Source organism: Candidatus Villigracilis affinis (assembly GCF_016705895.1).
GTDB lineage: Bacteria > Chloroflexota > Anaerolineae > Anaerolineales > Villigracilaceae > Villigracilis > Villigracilis affinis.
Genome location: NZ_JADJKT010000001.1, coordinates 46347 through 68244 on the forward strand (window position 1 = coordinate 46347; position 21898 = coordinate 68244).

The window sequence follows — 21898 nt, forward strand, 5'->3', positions numbered from 1 at the left end:
CATACTTTACGCGTGACATTTCGCCATAGTTTGCATATTAACGTCATGCCATGGGCGAACTCCGCACCTTCTTCCAATAACGCATCAAACCGTCGGCGCCCATGCCGAGGGGATTAGCCAATTCGTAGGCGCGCAACACATCTTCGCTTAGATTTTTGGCGGCAGCTTGTCCATTCATCCACGCCGCAAATTTTTCGCGCAACTCGTCCACGGGCGGGTCGGCGGGCATGATCTCTTCAAGCCATTTCTCAGCCTCATCGAGGTTCTTTTGCAACTCGTTTAAATGCCAGTCCACATCATCGAAAATCCCAAAATGCGTCGGCGCGATTCGGGAAAACTTCAATGACCTCAAACGCGAAATGCTCTCGCGCCATCTTCCAAAATGCAATTCGGGCGGAGGCATCGGCGCGCGCAAATATGGAAAGCCCGGAATCCGCACCCCGCCCACGTCGCCGCTAAAACACATATCTTCAAATAAATAGGAATAATGATGCTCTGCGTGGCCTGGCGTATTGATCGCGGTAAATCGCAGGTTGCCGATGGCAATTTCCTCCGCATCATTCGGGACTGTGAGCTGGTTCTGTTCAACAGGCAGAAACTCACCCCAGAGAGTTCCCATCCTGTCGCCATAAATACGTGTGGCGCTGGCGATCAATTTTTCAGGGTTCAACAAATGCGGCGCCCCATTCGGGTGGACGAAAATCTGCGCCCCTTGTTTTGAAAACCAACCCGCAGCCCCGGCATGATCCAAATGAATATGCGTGAGCAGGACGTGGGTAATGTCGCGGGGAGATAAGCCTTCCTTCGCCAGACCAGCTTCCAGCGCGGAAAGAGTCGAGCCTGGTCCGCTTTCGATCAAAACCGCGGCGTCGTTCTGTCTAATTAAATAAGACGCAATTGCCTGCGTCTTATTTTGAAAATTAAGATCTATTGTGATAACACGTGTGTTTGCCATGTACGCATATCCTGTGAAATGAAATCGGAGGAAAATTCTGAAAGAACCTGCGAAAGATTGGCGTTACAAGCGACGACGCAAACAGGCACCCGCCGCTCACGCAAAGCACGGACAAGACCTTCAGTGGCGCCACCTTTGCCGCCAAAGGATACAGCATCAAGTAAGACAACAACCGGGCGCAGGTAACGCCTTTGCAGATCGTCCACTGCGAAAAGAAGATCAGGGCGGGTTGAAGGTGTGATAATGACGGCACTTGAACCCTGCGGCATCTGCGAAGATTGCGCCGCTACCAGTGCGGCAATGGAAAGGCTGCCATTGGCCTCCACGAATGCAAGCGTCTCCAAAATTTTCGCTTCCTGACGTTCGCTTCGATCAGCGGGATGCACCGTGAAAGTTTGGCCTGCACTCGCATAGCCCACTGCGCGGCGCCGTTCAACAAAATAATGCGCAAGCGAAGCAGTGATGCTGATCGCATATTCCAGTGTGGAAGGCGGCAATTGAAACTTGGGGCGCTTGCCAAACATCATTGCTTCCACTGTCACTTCATCGAACAGGTACGGTCTTTCGATATGTACATCTCTTTGCGAATCCAGATACAACCAGACCTCAGCCTGCGGATCCTGCTCGAACTCTTTCACCATCAAATGATTTCTGCGAATGCTGGTGGGCCAGTGGATGCGTTTCATCGCATCGCCATGCACGTATTCGCGCACCCCTGCCGCATGCGGCGTGATATCCGGTGACTTGCGGCGGATAACCTGCCCGCCCGGCAAAAGACCGGGCGGAAACAGAAAGGACTTGATTTCAAAGATCATGGGCAACACGATCAGGGTTTGTGAAGCAGGGATATCCTTGCTGACACGAAACAAACCGAACGGGTCTCCCGTTGAAATACGCGTTGGGCCAAGTGGAAACCCGCCGCGGCGCGTAAGCCAGGTGCGCGCAAGGTGAGTCCGTTTTTGGCGGCCAATGACGAAAGTGAATAATCGGGAACCTGAAACAAAAGGAATCGGAGATTGGTTATAAACCTCGATCCACGGGGCAATGACGCGGCTGTTATTCGCCACTTCAAAATGCTCTTCAAAGATATCCCCCACGTTGGCACGCTGCAAACGGGAAAATCTTTGCAAGCCCATGCCTCTGGCCGTCCAATGAGTCCAGATCCAACTGCCAATTCCGAGCAACAAGCTTAAATACATGAAGCGCGAGTAAATCGCGGCTCCGGTGGTCAACACCCCCACCACACCAATCAACAGCAATAGGGCGAGGAGGATTCGCCCAGATCTCATTTCGTCTTCTTCCGTGCAGGTGCAGACTCGGATGAAAATTCGCCACCGGGCACAGGTGTGGCTTGAACCACTTCCTGTACAATGCGGTCGGAGCTCAGATCACGCAGGCGGGCTGCAGGGCTGACGATGATGCGATGCGCCAATACCGCCACAGCAAGAGCTTGAATATCATCGGGCAGAACATAATCCCTGCCCATCAGAGCGGCACGCGCGCGCCCAGCTTTTGCCAGTGCCAGACTGCCGCGCGGGCTTGCCCCCAGATACACATCCGTGCTTTGGCGGGTACGGGTGGTCAACTCAACAATATAGCTTTTTACGGCAGGGGAAACATAAATGTGTTTAACATCATCGATCGCCTGCAAAATCTCTTTTGTCTTTACTACAGCTTTCAAGGTCGTCAGTGGATGCTGGATCTGCTGGTCGCTCAACACGCGGAGTTCATCGGCAATCGAGGGATACCCCAGCCGCAGGCGAAGCAGGAAACGATCCAGTTGTGCCTCGGGAAGCGGAAAGGTGCCTTCATATTCAATCGGATTCTGGGTTGCCAATACCATGAATGGGTCTGGCAGCGGGTGCGTCACACCGTCCACAGTGACCTGATGCTCTTCCATCGCTTCGAGCAAGGCAGCCTGCGTTTTGGGCGTGGCGCGGTTGATCTCATCGGCAAGGATGATTTGCCCGATGATGGGACCAGGACGAAATTCGAACTTATCCTTCTGCTGGTTATAAATGGAGACACCCGTCACATCACTCGGCAGCATGTCGGGGGTAAACTGGATACGGTTGAAAATACAATCCAGGGAACGGGCCAGGCCGCGCGCCAGCATTGTCTTCCCCACTCCGGGCACATCTTCGATCAATACATGTCCCTGACACAACAATCCGATCACGATCAGCTCAACGGATTGCCGTTTGCCTACGATCACCTTTTCCAGATTTCCGATCACCTGCTCCGCAAAAGCCTTAATATCTGCCATGAATAAAATGTCCTTTCCAGACGGGATGAAATGATTCTATCATGCGGCTTGTCATGTTGGCAAACCTCCCCAAGTATTGTTCTTCATTTACGAGGTGTGCGGCAAATCGTGTATAATTTCGGACACGCCTCAGTAGCTCAATGGATAGAGCGCCTGACTTCGGATCAGTAGGTTGTGGGTTCGACTCCTGCCTGAGGCGCCTTGTTTCAATCAGCAGTTGCCCCCACAGGGGGATGTTATGAATTCAACTCCTGCCTGGGGCGCCTTGTTTTTCTCAAACGGTAGTATAAAACCAATGAACAATTCCTTTTTGGCGCACCTTTTCCAGCGAATACAGAAAAAGGTGCGTTCGTTTTTTGTTTTAGATCAGTGGGAAATTCTGGTTGCGTCAGAAATAAGCTACAACGTTCTTTCATGGGAAAAGCTCAAACACCTCACACCGCCTATGGACCGTTTCTGGGCGGACCCGTTCATTTGGATGTATAACGGCAGCCATTATCTCTTCATCGAAGAACTTCTTTTTTCGACTCATCGAGGCCGCATCGCCTGTTTGCAGCTTGATCAAAACCTGAACATTATCTCAAATCAAGTGGTGCTGGAAAGACCGTATCATCTTTCCTATCCTTTTCTTTTTGAACACGAAGGGCAATTGTATATGATTCCCGAAACAGGGAAGAACAATGCGATCGAGCTATATCGCTGTACACGTTTTCCTGATCAATGGGAATTCGAAAAGGCATTGATGAAAAACATCCGCGCCGTGGATACCACATTACTGGAGGCAAATGGGAAGTGGTGGCTGTTTGCGAACATCCATGAGGAAGGCGGCTCCAGTTGGGACACATTGCATCTTTATTATTCGGATGATCCTCTTGCAGATAACTGGACAGCTCATCCGCAAAACCCGATCGTAAAGGATATCCGATCTGCTCGACCGGCAGGCCGCATCTTTTTACATAACGGACAGTGGATCCGCCCATCGCAAGATTGCTCCACCCGATACGGATACGCGGTCAATTTCAATCAAATCGTTACATTGACCGAGACAAATTATGCAGAAGTCCATTTGCACACTTTTGAACCACCTGCAAAAAGCAATATCCTCGCTACTCATACCTACAACAGCCTGATGGGGTTGACCGTGGTCGATGCAATTCAACGCAGGCGCAAGTTCTAAAGAGGTCCGAAATGGAAAATACAAAAATACAAAACCAATTACTCGAAATGCTGCTGGCCCGCCTTGAGCGCATATCGGCTGATTCTTATTGGGCACATCGTGCGAGCGGAGTGCGTGGGGCCTTGCTAAGGGTGCTGGAAAAACTGGAGAATGGCCGACCAGTTTCAGGGTCCGAATTGAAGCGGCTGGTCGATCTGGGATTCCGCATTCTTGAGAATGCCACTATGGAAAAGTATAAATAAAATGGGAGTGCTGTTCAGTCAGCACTCCCATTTTTCAGTTGTTCGCTATTTTTCTTCGTCTGTCTGATTGGCTCTCGCCTCACCAGCAAGGATCTTAAGGCGTTCCTGACGCCTCTTTGCAAGCGCTGAAACCGCAACATAGCCCAGAACGCCGACAACGATCAATGAGGAAATGATGATCGCTGGCAGCAACCAAACGGGACGCTCCACCACCGGAGCACCGCCATTCAGGATTTCGGGGATCGGAGTGGTATTGACCGCGACAGCGCCCGGAACAACATTATCCACAATTGAAAATGGCGAAGATGCATTCCCAGTAGCAACCTGCTTTCCGTTCGTTATTGCGAACACACCCGCCAACTGGGTTTCCAGTTCATTCACCAACAGGCCATCTCCTGCAAGGAGAACTCCGGCGCGATCATTGCCCGAGACCACCAGGATCGATTTTTCCGAATTGAACGGAGACAGCATCAATTCAAGATAGCCAACGCTTACCCCATCCGGAATTCGATATACAACCTGCATTTGACGTTCGCTGGCCACATTATTTGCCATGTCGAAGGGTGCAGGCAGCATATCATTAAACTCGGTAAGGAATGGGGTTTCACTGGCAAGACCAAGAATGATCATCGAATTGTCATCGTGAATACCCTGCGGCACTTCGTCGGAATATGCCGCTTCCAGATTTGCGATCAAAGGATTGAACTGTTGGCCCATACTAAACGCAAGTTTGCCCGCGATCACCCAACTGGCAACATCTGACTTGGGGAAAATAAAGGCAATGTCGCCAAGGTCACTGTGGGTGACAAAAAGTTCGGGGAAGAATTTCAAGTCTTTCAACAGGGGCTCGGCATTAAGTCCTGCTGTCGCGACAGGAAGATGGATACTCGACTGACTGGAAATAGTAAACCACGGGTCGGAAAAACCTGAAGTATCACAGGAAGGTAAAACGATCATGCTGGCACGTATGTCAAGACGGTTTTCGCCAAATCGAAGTGTGCCAGGCGGGAACTTGATGCGCAAGGTTGTGACCTGCTCCGACTCCTTATTAAAGGGAGTGCTGGAAATCACCTGTCCATTCAAGTCAACTGAGAAAGATGAGACTCCATAATCCAACAGGCCGGAGTGGTAATAAATCAGGTCAACATAAGCATCCTTGGTCAAGACCTGTTCTTTGCTTACGTAAAAGATATATTCCTGGGATTTCACACCGATACCGGACAATGTCTCTGTGACATAACCCAGGCTTTCAAAGGTGAAATCTTCAACAATTGGCAGAGTATCGGAAAGCACCTGTACGTTGGAAACAAAGGCAAGTGTAGGGCTACTATAGACAAAAACACGGCCAGAACTAACCGCCTGTCCCGCCTTCATTACTGCTTCACCTGAATTTCCACTTACGGCCATGATCACCTTGCTGGGATTCCAAGGTGAAATTGCCAACTCAACCACACCATCTCCTTCGGAGGCAGGGGGGAGATTCACGAACTTGCCATCTGCAATGGGGATCTGAAAATTAACTTCGGTCAGGATTGGGAATCGATCTGCGGTCCCCACGAATATCATATGATACAAACTGGGGTCAAAACCTGCCAGCTGACCAAGCGTGATCAACTGCATGCTATATTCCCTGCCGATCATGGAACCAAAACCAGCCATCACATTTAATGCCGATTGCAATTCCAAAGCACCCGGCTCATCCGCAACCACAACAAGGGTACTGTCAGGAATGAACGAGTTCTCCAAATAAAACGGGGACGGCAGGCGTGAAAGATTCAACTCCGGGCTTGATTCCTCAAATACGAGATCAAAAAACGAAGTGGGCTTGATCACAATTCTGGCATTGATATCGTAGTCACAGCTAAAATGGGCATCCAGGGAGATCGTTAACTGATGTCTGCCATCCTGTAATATTGAAAGCAAAGCTGTATCGGGAATTTCCAGCCGAACAGTATGACTGCCAGTCCCTTCCAAAGGTGCTGTTCCTATAATCTGACCGTTAAATGTAAAAAGCAAATTCCCACCATATGGGTTTGTGCTATCAATTACCTTATCCAAGTCTGCGCCACTGAAAAACACATCATAATGTATCTCTATTTCGCCGCCGGAGACCAGCTTCCAGCTAAGCGGAGTGTTGAAATACAAGTTTGTGACACCATAGGGACTGACCAGGGTTCTTTCGCGGTAACCCAAATCAAGAAAAGGAACGATCGCTTTATTACCATTGATTTCGATCGCCACATATTTCTCGGGCTGAACATCCAGCTCAGGAGCACGCGCAGCCACATGAAATGGGGTTATCAGCAAGATACTTAGAATTCCCAAGATCAGGAACATTTTTTTCATAAAATAAACTCCATTTACCAAAGCATTAACCAGCATTACCAAATTCAACCACACACCTGTGGCAAATCATAAACTTCACAACAGCTTGAAGCCAAATAAACAATACCCAGCTTATCCGAACGGCCGCACCTTATACATGCTGACCTTTTCATCAGATTCCATGGATATTTCAAGGGCTTTTTCAACCTGCGTTACCAACACATTGATCGATTCCCCACCCTGCCGGTCCGCAAAGCCGATTCTCGGGTCAAGGACAATATCAACTCCGCCTTCTCCTTCGAGGGAAATCGGCTGATTTAATAGTTCGCGAATACGCTCCAAACGACTAGCTGCAGAAAGCCCGTCAGTGGAAGGCAGAAGAATACTGAATTGCAGCTGAGACCATCTGCCAACAATATCATTGCCGCGCAATTGATACTTCAGCGTTTCCGTAACTTTGCGTAATATTTGATTAATATAAGCCTGTGGCAGGGAATCGTAGATTTCCTGAATGCCTAAAAGGTGGATCACACCAAAGGTTAAGACACTGCCTGGCTGGTTAATGATTTCCTGCCGCATACGGCGTTCAAAATACACACGCGTATAAGCCATGGATTCAAGATCAAACATATTGCGCTGGCCCAGCTTGTCAAGTGTGCCTGTGATCTGGTCCTTGAAAATCGCCAAACCAACACCCAGCACCAATCCCACCATGAGCGCCAGACCCGCATCCTGGGCAGGTTGGGGCTGGTAGGGGTCGCTTGGAACCAATGCTTTATCGAGAAAGTCGATGTTGTAAATCACGTAAAGATTCTTCACGTAATCAATTGCGTGCTGACCAACACTATTAGCCAGCAAAGCCGCCACATCGGGGTCAGGGCCCTTTACGCTAAAACGGATGATATTCGCATCAGGCACTACAGTAACAGACGTCGAGTATCCGCGAAAGTCATTTGGATTCTCACGCAATAATTCCATCGTGCTTTCGATGATCTGGTGGCTGTTGAGGACTTCCGCATAGGTGGAGATAATCGAGCGTTTATCCAGCGCCTCAAGGCTGTTCACCAGATCCCTGCTCTCGGTGTTCTGCATATTCGGGCTTACGATGAAGCGCGCGACAGCCTCGTACATGGGTGTAGTAAAATAATATGAATACACCAAGGAGACATTGAGCGCCACCAGGGTTGTAACCAGTATTATCCACCATCCACGCTGGATAATTTTAAAATAAAACCGAATTTCCATAACAAATACTCCCAATAAGCTGATTGTTTAGTGTTACAATTTAATAATCCATTATAACATAGCATAATTGTCAGGTTTATTGACCCTGTAGCGTTTGCAACGCATACGCAAGCAATTAAATTTACCCAAATATCCTAAATAATCTGCGGAGCAACATGGCTTTTCTTGCTGTCATTCTCTTTATTCTATTCGTAATCAGCCTTGGACTATTAATATATATCTATGTTGGCTACCCGCTAATCATCGTTGGGTTGGCAAAGTTTTTTCGTCGCCCTATAAAAAAGACCGACTTCCTCCCCACAGCCACGATCGTCATTCCCGCGCACAACGAGGAAGCCGTAATCAACGAGAAGCTGGATAACATTCTCAGCCTCGACTATCCGCGAGATCGACTTCAAATCATCGTATGCGATGATGCGTCTGATGACCATACCGTGGAAATTATTCGAACTTATATTCCTAAGGGCGTTGAGCTAAGCGAGGGCGCCAGAGCAGGAAAAGTTGGGGCACTCAATCGGGCACTCACCCTGGCTACTGGTCAAATTTACGTTATCACCGATGCCGATACGATCCTGAATCCAAATTCCCTGCGCGAACTTCTTGTCAATTTTGCAGATGAAAAAGTTGGTTGTGTCGTCGCACAAACTCGGATGATGACCTCAGAATTGGAGACCAGTGAATCAGGCGGATTGTACTGGCGCTACGAAGCATTGATTCGTCAAAGAGAAAGCGATCTTCACTCAACCGTGGCTGCTACAGGCCATTTGATGGCTCTGCGCCGTGACATTATGCAGCCCATTCCAACCAACGTGATTTTGGACGATTTCTATCTGGCCATGATGACGATCAGCCAGGGTTATCGCGTTATTTCAGAGCCAAAATCCGTTGTCTGGGAACGTCCTACCAATACCATGGGCGATGACGTGAGCCGCAGACGACGATTGACTGCCGGGCGCTATCAAATGCTATGGATGAGCAAGGAATATCTCCCCAAGCTATCAAGCCTGCTCCGTTTTCAAGTGATATCCCATAAATTCTTGAGACTGGCCATTCCACACTTGATGATCCTCGCCCTGGTCACCAACATTATCCTTGCCGCCATTCTCCCTGCGCTGTCACTGTCATCAATCGCAAACATGACCGTCGTCGTCCTGATGATCCTTCAGGGGATATTCTATTTTATGGCTCTCGTTGGCGGTATTCTTTCAAATACTTCCTTAAAAAAGTCAAAGCTTGCCAAACTATTTATGCTCCCTTATTTCTTATGCGCCACGAACTTCGCCAGTATCGCGGGGTTATTGTGGTACTTCTCGGGACAACACACTGTTCTCTGGCAGCAAGCAAAGAGATCGTAATCCATGGAAAATCCACGCACTTTAATCATTGACATGGCTGTCGGCTATGGTGGAAGTAGTTCACGTGTGTTGGGTCTCTTGCGAGGTTTGGCTGACAAAGGCGTGGCACTCGCAGGTCTCGACCACGGCGCAGTTGTCCTGGCCGCGCAAAAAGAAGGTCTGCCAGTTTACACGCTAGGGTCAAAAAAAACGGACCCACGCATTTTATCCCGCCTTGTACGCATCATCCGTGCTAATAATTTTCAGGTAATCGATACTCAAAACATTCAGTCCAAGTTTTGGGGCAGTCTCGCAGCGGGGTCAACGAACGTCTCCCTGATCTCCACCATCAACAGTTGGTATGCCAGCGAGCATGGACAAAGTTCATCGAAAGCGCAGATCAAAGGCCGAATCTACACCGCACTGGAGCTATTCACAAATAGAAATCTTGATCTTTATATAACAGTCTCTGAAAAAGACCGCCAGGCTCTTCTACGCTCGAACATCCCAAGCGACTCGATCGAACTCATTTACAACGCAGTCAATTTCGATGCAGACAGCATCCCAAGTGACCCCGACGGTTTGCGCAAAAAATTCAATCTGCCATCCAATTCACTGATATGTACGGCAGTTGGCCGTCTAGTGCCTGTCAAAGGATATGACCTCTTGATCGATGCGATCAAGCAGATCGCCGCACAGGTTCCGCAGTTGGTCTGTCTTATCGTTGGTGAAGGAGAATGCATGAATGACCTCTCCACCCAGATCGAAGCAGCAGGTCTAAAAGACCGAGTCATCCTAACTGGCTACCAGGACCGCAATAATGTCATGACGATCTTGAAATCCAGCGACATATTTGCCATGCCCTCACGCTATGAGGGCACCCCCATCGCATTATTGGAAGCCGCTGCACTCGGTCTCCCTATTCTCGCTGCTGCCAGCGGCGGGATTCCCGAGCTGGTGACCGATCAGGAACACGCCCTTCTAGTTCAGCCAAACGACCCAACGGCATTAGCAACTGGCCTCCTCAGACTTTGCTCTGAGCGCGAATATGCTCATACTCTTGGAAACAACGCTCAACAAAGAATTCGCACAACATTCGATTTGAATACTCAGATCCAAAACACTTTTCTCGCATACCAAAAAGCTTTGGACAGGCACAATAAGAAAAAGCAAAAATAACACTTTCACTTATATCAACAAGTCATTCAGGCAGGAAGAAATTAATGTATTTAGATAAAGCCAACCCTAAAAAATTCTCACGCTCTAATGTGATCAAGAAATTAACCGACTTCGCCGCTTCAACAGGAATCGTCAGAATAGGACGGCGGCTTTGGTCCGAGTCTTTAACTGTTCTCAATTACCATCGCATTGATGATCCACACAGAAAAGACTTCGATTCATTTCAGCCCAATGTCAGTGCCCATCCAGTGGAATTTGACCGCCAGATGGAGTATCTCTCCCGCTGGTTCAATGTGGTTTCCCTGCGAGATGTGGTGGACTGGCTCAACGGTAAAAAAACCTTGCCCCCGTATGCAGCATTGATCACATTCGATGATGGATATCTCGATAATTATAAAAACGCGTATCCGATCTTGAAAAAATACAAATTTCCAGCAGTCATTTATTTGACCACCGGTCATATCGACACAAATGCTGCTTTTTACTGGGATCTTGCCGCCTATTGTTTTCTAAATACAAAAGCCGACCATGTTTCATTCCCTGATGGCAGGGAGCTTTCTTGGAAGAATCCCGCTGAACGCAGTCAGATAGCAAAGAATTGGATCTACGCCATGAAGGTATTGCCTGAATCAGAAAAACGGGAATGGGTTTCCCGTCTACCTGAGCAGCTTAAGGTTTCGATCCCCCATGATTTTTTCCGCAATTTAATGGTGAATTGGGATCAGGTTCGGGAAATGTATAACAATGGCATAGAATTTGGCGGACATACCGTAAATCACCCCATTCTGACGCGCGTTCCGCTCGAACAGGCGCGTACCGAAATCAAAGAGTCAAAAGCAAAGATCGAGAAGGAATTGGGGCAGCCCATCTTCAGTTTTGCCTATCCAAATGGAATGCAAGCCGACTTGAATGCCGATATTCAGAATATCGTGGCTGGAGTTGGGTATAAAGTAGCATTCACACTACAGAACGGACCCACCACCCTGAAGGAAGTCAAACTTAATCCCTACACAATTCGGCGTGTCTTTATCTCACATGCGCATACGCTGTCACAGTACGCCACGATCACCAGTATGGTCAATCGCCTTCGCCCCTAAACAAAACTCCTTACTTCCTAAGTTCGACCAGGCGACGATATTCACGGGCGATTTGGGCAGCGACAGTATTCCAACTAAAGCGGGTCTCCGAAAGATGACGGGCATACTGCCCCATTTCATCCGCCATCTTGGGGTTATTGACCAGAGCAACGATCTTCTCGGCTATTTCAGACGGGGAATTCGGGGAGACGATATACCCACTTTTCCCATCCTCCACCACCTCAGGCAATCCACCCACTGCGGTAGCAATGACTGGCTTTCCAAAAGTGTACGCGGTTTGCAACGCCCCGCTTTGTGTACCACTTCGATACGGATAAACCACCACCGAGGCGAGCCCCATCAATGGGCGGATCTCGTTAAGGGGAATATAACGTGCGTCGAAGATCACTTGATCAGCGGTGCCAAGTTCACGATTCTTTTCCAGCATCTCATTCATGCTAATATGTTTCGTCGGATAACCTGCAATGACCAATTTGGCATTACAGGATTTTCGAGCGATCGCAAAAGCATCCAGAAGGTCATCCAATCCCTTGCTCGGGGCAAGCAAGCCAAAGAACAGTACGATTCGTTCATCCTTTTGCAAGCCATATCGTTGACGAAGAACATCCTCAGAAATCGAGGGGATATTTAATAGCCAGCCTGAATTCCCATGCGGAATGGACAGGGTTCTATCTTCAGGGATGGAGGAGTGAAGGGAAAGGAATCTTTTGCGGATCTCTTCCGAAAGAAAGTAGATGATCGAAAAATAGCGATACACTTCGCCGCTCAATCGGTCAAGAACCGCCCAGATCATATCCTGGCTCTCGCGCAATTCGAATTCGTGGCAAAGCTGGCTTACGATCAAGCCGCGGCGGCGCAAATAACCGACAAAAAACGACTCAAAGGAGTACTCATACTTCGAGAACTGCACGATATCGGGTCTGACGCGCAACAGATGCTGGGTCAAACGGACCCAGGCATAGATCAAGCGTACGCCGCGCGCACCCCGTCGCAAGGTCCAATAAATCTTTCTCCAAAGGCGCTTTATCGGATTCTGAATCTCAGCCTTCATCGATTCTGGATCGAAGTGCTCCCAGAGGTTGAGCAGTTTCTCCACATGGAACTTGTGAGGCTGATCTGCCATCTCATAATTTGCGCCTGCGATCAGGGTAACATCCACCCCTTCCTCGGCCATGGCATTACACAGTTGATATGCAAAATGGACAAGCCCGCCGCCATTATTCGGTTCCACAACATAAAGACGCAGTTTATTTTCCATAGTTTTTTATCAGGCCCATATAAAGGTCTTTCAGTTTATCGACTTGAACGTGAATATTGAATTTTTCATTAACGATCTTTTCGCCGCGCCCGCCCATCGCCCTGCGCAATCCCTCATCAGCCATCAATGAAACGCTCGCGGAAACAAGCCCATCCACGTCTCCAGCCGTCAGAAGCAAACCGTTCTCTTTTTCAGCGATCATCTCAGGTACACCGCCCACGCTGCTTGCAATGATGGGCAGCCGCGCCGCCATGGCCTCTGCTAATACCGTAGGGAGGGCTTCGGTCAGCGTTGGGAGAACAAATACATCACTTGCAGCCAAAAGCTGGGGAATATCGCTTCGTTGACCCGCAAAAATCACACGATCCCTCATCTTCGCAAGCTCAACCTCCCCTTCCAAAGAACTGCGGTAGGCTCCATCACCAACCACCAAATAATATACATCGGGATCTTTGGAAACAACGGAAGGCAGTGCACGGATCATGAATTGTATCCCCTTGAATTCACGCAAAACAGCGACCGTAATTAATATTTTCGCATTTTCAGGAAGGCCAAATTCCCGCCGAACATCGGCACGCGCTTTTTGATGATCGAGATTATCAAAATGGCTTAGGTCAATTCCATTGTAGATGGTCAACAAATTCTCGGGGAGCAGATTACTGATCTCCAAATAGAATTTTCCAGCCTCTTCCGAAACCGAAATGACCTTATTACAAAAATGACGGAGCGCAAACAACTCCACGCTTTGATGAAGTTTCGATTTAAGCTTCATATCCTGTGAGGGCATGGTGTGCATGGTGGATACACTCGGCAGGCGCATGAACTTTGCAGCGATGTTTCCCATAATATCTGAAAGTTCAAGCTGGGTATGCACCAGATCGGCTTTTACATCCTTCAAATATCGGTATAAACGGGGCAAAGCAGTGACATCACGCAAGTACGGAATGAGCACCTCATCAACAGGTACACCCAGAGCGCGAAGGTCGTTGGCTATCGGGTTGCCATTTTTGATGTGAAGCACACACACACGCGGCTCGAAAAATTCCCTGTTCAGGTTTTTCAAGATCGGCACCATCAAACGTTCGGCGCCCCCCATGCCAAGGCCGTCGATCACAAAAATAATATTGTATTTGCGTTTCTCGGGAGAATTAGATGCCATCGAAAAATCCATCATCAGGAATGTTGACCAGCTCCGTTAATAAGTTCCGCCAGATCAAATCATCAAATTGATTATATCCAAAATCGCGTATGGAACGAACAGCCTTTTCCACACAGCACACCAACATTCCAAGGCGGGCAGGCAGCAGGGAATAACGATCCACATTCCCGTAAGCAGCCAGATAAGCGGGCAGGATATTCTGCCGCCACTCCATAAGAACCTTTACCGTGCTGCGCGCTCTCTCCTCCGGCGAACCGTGAGAAGTGGCCAAAGCACCCGCCATCAGGAACAGGTACACATCTGTGCTCACATCCTGCGACCATCGGGAATGCTGCCAATCCACGAAGATCAGCGTATTGTGTAATGAGCCGCGAATAATATTACCGTGCCAAAAATCGCCATGCACCAATGTCTTATATTTCCCATTCCGATTCTCAAAATGGGAAGCCAGTTCTACAAAAGCCAGTGATTCTTTCTCGGTTGGTTTATAGATCTGTTTAAACAGTTCCAGGTTTTGGAGGAAATCAGATGGAACCTGTTCGTTCTCTGCCAGTTCCTTTTCGGCTTTATCGTGCATCTCACGCAGAGAGCGTGCCACAGTGAGCGATAATTCCATCACCTGCGCAGGGTCGTGCCACAATCTCTTTTTCGAGGAAAATAAAAGTCCCTCTCCGCGAACATAAGAGATCACCAAAACTCTCTGTCTTCCAATGTCGAATAAAGCGATCGGTTCAGGCAGGTGCAAATATGCACTGTCACCCAAAAGATTCCAGACATTCACCAAGCGCTCATATTCTGCTTGAATGATCCAGCCATTCGAAGGCAGCCGTGGAACCTTGGCAACAAAGGAGGGCTCAACACCCTTTCCTTCAAAGCCGAAGAAAATCACGTTGTCATTCAGATCCGCCGCCCCATTTGAAAGCATCACCCAATTCAAGTCATCCTTGATCGGGCGGCGGCTGTTCGCTATCAATGAAGTTGTGAGGCTGTCGATCAATGGCGGCAACATTATTTATCCACCCTGGCAACCACATAAAAAAACGGCAGAAAATTCAGCAATGCTTTTGTGGCAGGCGTTCGTGTTAATTTCAAAAAATATCCAGGCAGCTTGTGTTGATACCTGTGATTCAAAGCGAACATGAGCGATTGCGCATTCAAAGGGAAAATGTATTCGGGTGTCAGAGGTTCGGGGAAAGCGCCGTAATAATGTACCGTACCAAAACCCGCCTGCTGGAGGATATGGGACATTTCACGGATCGTGGATGAATGGGAAAATTCCCCACCCTTGCGGCGGATATCCCAACGATTGGAGAATCCAAGCAGGAGCGCCCCACCTGCTCGGATCAAACTACGCACCGATAACAGAGTTTGCGCCAATTGGTTTTGCCTGCCCGAACGGTCTTGCCTGCCAAAACCCAAAGGCGCCGACACTATGTCAAAACTCCCCGATTCAAATTGAAGGGGGGAGCGATCCGCTGTAAAAGTGTCGGAAGAAACCGCATCGAAGGGAATTCCCAAATCATGAAACGATCGGTCGTAATCGCTATCCTCAGAATGAATCACCAGCATTCTGGAGTTCTCCTGAATCGGCAGCAAAAAACGCCAATCAACTCCGTGATTGGGAAGTGAAATATGCCCGGCAGTTTCCTTCGGCTTTTTCGAATCCATACTTATTCGGCGATCGAATCTGCTCTTTCCACATCGACCAGGCTGTAGCCAAATCGATTCAGGCGTGTCTCAAAACGACTGATCATCCTGCGCGCGACAAAACCCGAAAGGAATCCTTTTTGGTCCTTCTCCCACATGGAAAAGTATTTTTTATTAACGCTGGACAATACCTTTTGGTTATTCGGGAAAGGACTCAGCCCAAGAAAATCGTAGATCTTGTTCGTGTAATTGGATGGGTCTGCCACAAACTGCTCATAATTCAAGATCAAAGCATTTTTCAAATACTTTTGATCCTGCAGGAAGATCTCGTGACAAACCAGCCAGTGCTCGAATATGCGTGGAAGCCGACGCCAGTAGATGCGGTATTTTTTGTACCATGCACGCGTGGCATATGAAACAGCCAACGGATGGCGCAGTGTGACAATGAAATACGAATCAGGGAACATCGCCTGAAGAAAGCGGGTACGGACCAAGTTTGGCGGAGATTTCTCCAAAAGATATTGCTTGCTCAGATCCCAGTAGGGTGTCCATTCTTCAAACAGTTTCTTGCGATTCTCCTCGGTCACAAGCGGGGAAGCCTCGGTCAAGTGCGATTCGGGATTGAATCCGAATTTACCAGCGCCGCCATATGCCCCCGAGGGTTTATACACGGTTTGGAGATGCATACCCTCGTCTTCAGGGGAGTTCGTATTGTGAAAGCCACTGACCTCCGGGTGATCCCGCAGAGATTTGAACAAAATGGAGGTGCCGCTGCGGTGCAATCCGCAAACAAAGATGAAACGATGATTTTGCATTGGTTATATTTCCTCTATGCTTTTTTTGAAACACCAACCGCTTTCAACAAGCGGAATAGATTTTCCTTCTCAGTCCACCATGCCACACCAAGATAACTAACTGCACCCGTGATGACCACCAATATTAGCTGAACAATGGGAGCGAAGCCTGCGGTTGCGTACAAAACCGCATAAGATAACGGGAGCATCACCAGCCCGGCGCGTAAAGAAGGCACCAACTGGCTAAAGATATCCCAAAGGGTCACATTTACAAATCGTGTTGCAATAGCCAGACTTACAACCCTGCGGATAAGAACCGCGATCAAATGCCCCCACGCAATCCCGATCACGCCGAACCTGGCACCGATCAGCAGGGATGGAACAAGGATGATCAAGGTGAAAACAGAAAGGTTGAACAAAATATACGGACGGCCAACGGCTTTATAGATACCGCCAATGTGGAACCCGATCGAATAGACCCACGCGTAAATGGCGAGGACGCGCAACATCGGAATGGCTTCCAGCCATTGATCGCCAAACACCACCCTGACAATTGGGTCGGCCGCAATAAACAGTCCCAGCGAAATCGGTGTAGCGATCATCTCTACCAGACGCACAGAACCAAGAAAACCCACACGCATTTCGTCAGGTTTGTCTTGAATTGAGGAGAAAGCTGGGAAGGCGATCTCTCCCAAAACCCATAAATTTCCGATCAGAAGCATTTCTGGTAAACGATAAGCCAATGTATACACGCTAAGCTGCGCAAGCCCAAACAACCTGCCCACGATAATGTAATCTATATTATCGATGATTGTGCCGAGAATATCCCCGCCAATGATCGATGAGCCAAACTTGATCAATGACCCGGCGATTGCCTTGTCGATCATCAATCGCGGACGCCACGGAAGAATGATCCAGACCAGGATCACCGAAGTCAACGCCCCCACGATCTGACCGATCACCATCGCCCAGACCCCAAAGCCTGCAAAAGCCAGACCGATCGAGGCAATCCCTTTTACGATCGTATTGCCCATATCTGGAATGAATTTTCGACGGTAATCCAAATCGCGCAACAACCAGATCATATGAACTGATCCAAGCGCATTGATCGCAAAGGACACACCCAGCCACCGCAGCACAGGGACCACCCCGGGGTCGTGAAAATAATCGGCGATCAGGGGCGCCAGCGGAATCACCAACGCCGAGATGAAAAAACCCAGCATGGTATTTATCGTAAACACGGTATTGGCGGCATTATCCACATCACCGCGGCGCTGGATCAGGGCAACCCCCAACCCCAGGTCTTTAATGACCGCCAAATAATTGATGGCTACAACAGCAACCGCCACCTGGCCGAACTCTTCTTTTGTCAACAGGCGCGCCAAAATGGACGTGGTCACCAAAACAAAAAGTTTGCTGAAACCAAATGTAAGTGAATTCCACATAAGCCCGCCCGCCACTTTCCGCGAGAACTGGCTTCCAGAATCTTTTTTTACAAGTTCATCAGTCATTACAAGTACTCACAAAACATAAAAAATTATCAATAAACATGTGGAGCATCAACATCGCCATACAAAGCGCCTACCCTTTCCTTCATCAACCCATTAATAAGGTCAATCGTTTAAACAATCAGCAAACTGTGAATTCTTCAGGCATTGGAACACTTCATCGAAATTAATGATCAACTGCTCAAGTTTTTCGGTATTTTGCTTTACTATCTTTATTTTCGTAAAATCAATATCGTTAACACCCAGGAAATCTCCCGTATTCTGAAATACCACTTTGGGGATTGTCACCAATTCTTCGTAGACCACTTCAAACATTGGCCTGCCCTTAAATCTCTCTCTCGCAAAAGCCTCTTGAGATTGGATCTTCTCAAGCCTGCCGATCAATTTGGTCGTGTCCAAAGTGATCCGCTTCTCGACCAGCTGCCTGCCCTTGGAATGTGAGGAACGCGTCCATTCATCCGTTTTGAAGGCAATATCCAGGGAAACAATGGTTCTCAAGCGGTTTGCGCGGGTTAGGTGGATTATTTTAAATTCATCATGTTGTAAAAATTGGGTCCATTCCTCTTCGGTCAAGTGGTTATAAAATAACTTAAACCCCACCAGCCGAGTGTCCTTGCTTTCCTTTCGATATACCTGCGAAAGCACTTTTTCGAAATCCTGACCAATCGTGCGGTTATGGTCGGCAAAAATCTCATGATAGCCAGTTACAGATTTCGAGCTCATCAAACCATCGAAAAGGTAATTGGAACCAGTCCGCGCGTGGCCCAAGATCACAAACCGCTCGTTTATCTGGCGACCAAACAAATTATGATAATTACGCAAAACAAAATCCTCGTAAAAAGAGGATGAAAACGAACGCAGTCTGGCTACCATGGATTTCATTTGCATATTGTAAGATCCTTTTAAAAAATGACAATTCTACCAGTTGAAGGCTTACTGGTAGTTCTTTTTTCATACGGCACACTGCCTGTAATAAAGACTGACAGCGGGACAGTCAATATCCATTGGCTGGCATCGCAGCCGATCGTTTTCAAATTATATGACCGACAAACCAATCAAAACTTAAACCCTGGAAAGCGTGGTTCGATTCGCATCTTCAATCATCTCATCGGTCAATCTGACCACGGCAACAGACAAACCGACCAGTATCCAAAAATAGCGGATATACGCTCCGTGCAGGAAGGTGGCGGCAATCAAATAACCAACAAGAGATGTTTGCAGGGAACTGATCCAGGGCGTCCACGATTCACGCAAAGCAGGTAAATAGTCAACAGATTGTTTGGCTTTAGACAGACCACTAAATACGGAATATATGACTGCAAAAAATGCGAGGAATCCCAATATGCCATTCTCGGCCAATAACTGAACATATAGGGAGTGAGGGTCACGTGCCTCAGCACGTTGTTCAATCCCAATAAGCTGGGAATATTTTTGATAATTGTACTTGTAATTACCAGCCCCCACGCCGAAAAATGGGCTTGATTTAAACATACTTAATCCAGTCAACAACTCGCTGCTGCGGCCTCTGAAAGAACTTTCTTCATAAATGCCACCTTGATCGCCAGAGGTCAGAATGAGCAACGACGAAAACCGATCCGTATAACTTGCAGGTATAAATGGAAGGGCTAATACGATCAGGCCAAGAGCAGCAACCGCAATCATTGGGCTAAACTTATCTTCAAACACAAAGAATATCAGAATTACGACTATGGCAAGTGCAAGGTAGTCGCCCCTACTATAGGTATTGAGAACGGTGTACAGCATCACCCCTAAGATCAGCGTAGTAAACAATTTGGTTGTTATCCGTTTCTCATGAATGACTCGGAAAAACACAAGGGCAATTACAGCAACTACAGTTTGCCCCCACATATTTGGAGCATTGATCGGTCCACCCAAACGTGCAGTGGTCGAACCAGAAAAATTGTCAAGGCTTACCATGGCAAGCCCAAAAAAGGTCTGGTTGTAATTTCCGGTAAACGATTGATACATTCCTAAAAGAGCTAATATAAACGTAACAATAATCACAACCCAAACTGCACGTTTCAAAGATTCCGGGGATCTCAATGTATACAACAGGCAGTAGATGACTACAATATCCTTGGCAACATCAAAAATTACGGAAGCTGCGCGGGTTTTATCAGCGGCCATGATAAAGGAAAAAGCATAAACCAAAAAGTAAAGAAACAAGAACGCTTCTATCCGTACGGTTTTTGAACGAACGGTCGGTGCTTTTTCAAAATAAATATAACGCGCAACAATGGTGGCCACCACCACCACGACAAGGGGTTTAATAATGCCCGGATAGCCATTATTGGTTAATTCGTCAGAAATATTTGAAAACACGGCAATAATCAGAACATTTGCACCAAAGCTTGGCAGCACGAACATGGTTAATGCAACAGCGACGCCAACCAATCCCGCCAAACCATACAGGCCTATATCGCTATCCAGATTGCCAATTGCGAGGGCACTTCCGCCCGCCAAAACAGCGCTGAGCACAAAGAACACAACATCACTTTTTTCTATTTTAAATTTCGAACCAATCATAATATCCTCTAAAAATTCAACTCTGTTAGCGGGCCGAAGTAGATGGGTAATTCCAATCCAAAATATCATACCATTCCGGGGGGATATTGCGCAACATATCGTCTGACCAGATTTTGGGGTCCCAGTTCGCTGTGGCATCCCCTTCCGGGTAGGTTTTAGGGTGATCACTGTTATCCACAAGAAATCCACCGTACTCCTGCATGGCAATGACCCACACTATACATCCCTGCATCCCGGAACAGGCGGCAACAATTTCATCTCTGGCTATTTCCGGGCGTATGACCATGCGTGCACCTTCCGGAATATCGTAAGCGGAAGTTCCCCTTCCATCCGTTTTTGTAAACGGAGGAATAAACTCAGGCCAGCCATTCGCACGGCAAGTTTCAGGGGTACAGGGGTAGTCATAGGCTATTGTCACGGCGTGCTCAATGACCCCACGATCCACTTCACACTTGCGAACAATTCCAGAGAAATTCCCAATGCCTGCGCCACGCTGACCGAAACCCTCTGGCGGGACACCTGAATTTTGTATACTGTAACGATAAATCCCGTTTGCAAACCAGACTCCGAACGGATCAAGCGTGCCTTTATTAAGCCCCCATTCCTCGCCCGTATCCACATTGATAAGTACCATCTGTCCATCAGTTCCAGGAGCAGGTAAAGCCCCGGATGGAATAGGCATCCAAACCGTTGCAGCAGGCTCCCCGTATTGGATCTCCTTGTCGTCAAAAGCATCGCGAAAACGATTCTTGCGAAGTTTTACAGGAACCAAAGGGGTTTTTACATCCACAAAATAAATATTCGGTGCATATTGTGCCGGGTCAGAACCGATCCATCGAGTTCCATTCCAAAAAGCATCCATCATCTTTTTGCTATCCGGGTGAATTTTAGCTTTGGACCAATCAATCGGGACATTCCATATGGATGTCTTTGTATAAGGCAACGCACATCCCATTCCATTCGCCAAAGAAGTGGGTTGCGGAGATAAATTGAAATCAACACCGTTCAAATGTTGTTCAGTTTCCACAGATGATGGATTTTCATTGGGGGAGCAAGAAGTAACCAATAAACATATCAGTAAAATAAGGAAAAATGATTTTTTCATGATTTGTAATTGCATAGAGATGATGTTGGTTTGAGGTGGCAAGCGCCAGTTCGTCAATTA

19 protein-coding genes and 1 tRNA gene are annotated in these 21898 nt (G+C 47.9%); 6 read left to right on the plus strand and 14 right to left on the minus strand.

Annotation, left to right across the window (positions count from 1 at the left end):
* Positions 1–43 precede the first annotated feature (43 nt).
* Genes IPI86_RS00250 through IPI86_RS00260 form a run of 3 tightly spaced genes read right to left on the minus strand, consistent with a single transcriptional unit; the run spans position 44 to position 3221 of the window.
* Positions 44–955: an MBL fold metallo-hydrolase gene (locus IPI86_RS00250; protein WP_345295965.1), complete on the minus strand. Its 912-nt coding sequence runs from the start codon at positions 953–955 to the stop codon at positions 44–46.
* Positions 928–2244: a DUF58 domain-containing protein gene (locus IPI86_RS00255; protein WP_345295966.1), complete on the minus strand. Its 1317-nt coding sequence runs from the start codon at positions 2242–2244 to the stop codon at positions 928–930. The genes IPI86_RS00250 and IPI86_RS00255 overlap by 28 nt, the downstream gene beginning before the upstream one ends.
* Positions 2241–3221: a MoxR family ATPase gene (locus IPI86_RS00260; protein ID WP_345295967.1), complete on the minus strand. Its 981-nt coding sequence runs from the start codon at positions 3219–3221 to the stop codon at positions 2241–2243. The genes IPI86_RS00255 and IPI86_RS00260 overlap by 4 nt, the downstream gene beginning before the upstream one ends.
* 126 nt (positions 3222–3347) lie before the next feature.
* Here IPI86_RS00260 and IPI86_RS00265 point away from each other — a divergent pair.
* The 3 genes from IPI86_RS00265 to IPI86_RS00275 all read left to right on the plus strand — a co-directional run bounded on the left by IPI86_RS00265 (position 3348) and on the right by IPI86_RS00275 (position 4640).
* A tRNA-Arg gene (locus IPI86_RS00265) sits at positions 3348–3420 on the plus strand.
* 96 nt (positions 3421–3516) lie between these two features.
* The gene (locus IPI86_RS00270) at positions 3517–4398 is read left to right on the plus strand and encodes a hypothetical protein (RefSeq protein WP_345295968.1); all 882 of its coding nucleotides are present in this window, start codon (positions 3517–3519) and stop codon (positions 4396–4398) included.
* A gap of 11 nt (positions 4399–4409) precedes the next feature.
* Positions 4410–4640: a hypothetical protein gene (locus tag IPI86_RS00275; protein ID WP_345295969.1), complete on the plus strand. Its 231-nt coding sequence runs from the start codon at positions 4410–4412 to the stop codon at positions 4638–4640.
* 45 nt (positions 4641–4685) lie between these two features.
* On the opposite strand, the gene IPI86_RS00280 is transcribed toward IPI86_RS00275, so the two are convergent.
* Together IPI86_RS00280 and IPI86_RS00285 are read right to left on the minus strand one after the other, a co-directional pair.
* Entirely contained in the window at positions 4686–6986 is a 2301-nt protein-coding gene (locus tag IPI86_RS00280) for a cellulose biosynthesis cyclic di-GMP-binding regulatory protein BcsB (protein ID WP_345295970.1), read from the minus strand.
* 111 nt (positions 6987–7097) lie between these two features.
* A complete protein-coding gene (locus IPI86_RS00285) occupies positions 7098–8210 on the minus strand; it encodes a Wzz/FepE/Etk N-terminal domain-containing protein (RefSeq protein ID WP_345295971.1) in 1113 nt (370 codons plus the stop codon).
* A 155-nt stretch (positions 8211–8365) separates the two neighbouring features.
* On the opposite strand from IPI86_RS00285, the gene IPI86_RS00290 reads away from it, so the two are divergent.
* Genes IPI86_RS00290 through IPI86_RS00300 form a run of 3 tightly spaced genes read left to right on the plus strand, consistent with a single transcriptional unit; the run spans position 8366 to position 11820 of the window.
* Positions 8366–9565, plus strand: a complete 1200-nt coding sequence (locus tag IPI86_RS00290) for a glycosyltransferase family 2 protein (protein ID WP_345295972.1) — start codon at positions 8366–8368, stop codon at positions 9563–9565.
* Positions 9566–9568: 3 nt separating this feature from the next.
* On the plus strand, positions 9569–10723 hold the full coding sequence (locus IPI86_RS00295; RefSeq protein ID WP_345295973.1) for a glycosyltransferase family 4 protein: 1155 nt from the start codon (positions 9569–9571) through the stop codon (positions 10721–10723).
* A 44-nt stretch (positions 10724–10767) separates the two neighbouring features.
* Positions 10768–11820, plus strand: coding sequence for a polysaccharide deacetylase family protein (locus IPI86_RS00300; protein ID WP_345295974.1), 1053 nt, complete (start codon positions 10768–10770; stop codon positions 11818–11820).
* A gap of 10 nt (positions 11821–11830) precedes the next feature.
* On the opposite strand, the gene IPI86_RS00305 is transcribed toward IPI86_RS00300, so the two are convergent.
* The 9 genes from IPI86_RS00305 to IPI86_RS00345 all read right to left on the minus strand — a co-directional run bounded on the left by IPI86_RS00305 (position 11831) and on the right by IPI86_RS00345 (position 21895).
* Positions 11831–13078 carry a glycosyltransferase family 4 protein gene (locus tag IPI86_RS00305; RefSeq protein ID WP_345295975.1) on the minus strand — a complete coding sequence of 416 codons (1248 nt, stop codon included), beginning with the start codon at positions 13076–13078 and terminating at the stop codon, positions 11831–11833.
* Positions 13068–14237, minus strand: coding sequence for a glycosyltransferase (locus IPI86_RS00310; protein WP_345295976.1), 1170 nt, complete (start codon positions 14235–14237; stop codon positions 13068–13070). The genes IPI86_RS00305 and IPI86_RS00310 overlap by 11 nt, the downstream gene beginning before the upstream one ends.
* Positions 14227–15246, minus strand: coding sequence for a phosphotransferase (locus tag IPI86_RS00315; protein WP_345295977.1), 1020 nt, complete (start codon positions 15244–15246; stop codon positions 14227–14229). Before IPI86_RS00315 ends, IPI86_RS00310 begins: the two co-directional genes overlap by 11 nt.
* Positions 15246–15905 carry a hypothetical protein gene (locus IPI86_RS00320; protein ID WP_345295978.1) on the minus strand — a complete coding sequence of 220 codons (660 nt, stop codon included), beginning with the start codon at positions 15903–15905 and terminating at the stop codon, positions 15246–15248. The genes IPI86_RS00315 and IPI86_RS00320 overlap by 1 nt, the downstream gene beginning before the upstream one ends.
* A gap of 2 nt (positions 15906–15907) precedes the next feature.
* Entirely contained in the window at positions 15908–16699 is a 792-nt protein-coding gene (locus IPI86_RS00325; protein ID WP_345295979.1) for a sulfotransferase, read from the minus strand.
* A 14-nt stretch (positions 16700–16713) separates the two neighbouring features.
* Positions 16714–18189, minus strand: a complete 1476-nt coding sequence (locus tag IPI86_RS00330; protein WP_345295980.1) for a lipopolysaccharide biosynthesis protein — start codon at positions 18187–18189, stop codon at positions 16714–16716.
* Between the two features lie 102 nt (positions 18190–18291).
* Complete coding sequence (locus tag IPI86_RS00335) at positions 18292–18831, minus strand: hypothetical protein (protein ID WP_345295981.1); 540 nt, start codon at positions 18829–18831, stop codon at positions 18292–18294.
* A gap of 417 nt (positions 18832–19248) precedes the next feature.
* Entirely contained in the window at positions 19249–20733 is a 1485-nt protein-coding gene (locus tag IPI86_RS00340) for an O-antigen ligase family protein (protein ID WP_345295982.1), read from the minus strand.
* Between the two features lie 25 nt (positions 20734–20758).
* Positions 20759–21895, minus strand: a complete 1137-nt coding sequence (locus IPI86_RS00345; protein ID WP_345295983.1) for a hypothetical protein — start codon at positions 21893–21895, stop codon at positions 20759–20761.
* Between the last annotated feature and the right edge of the window lie 3 nt (positions 21896–21898).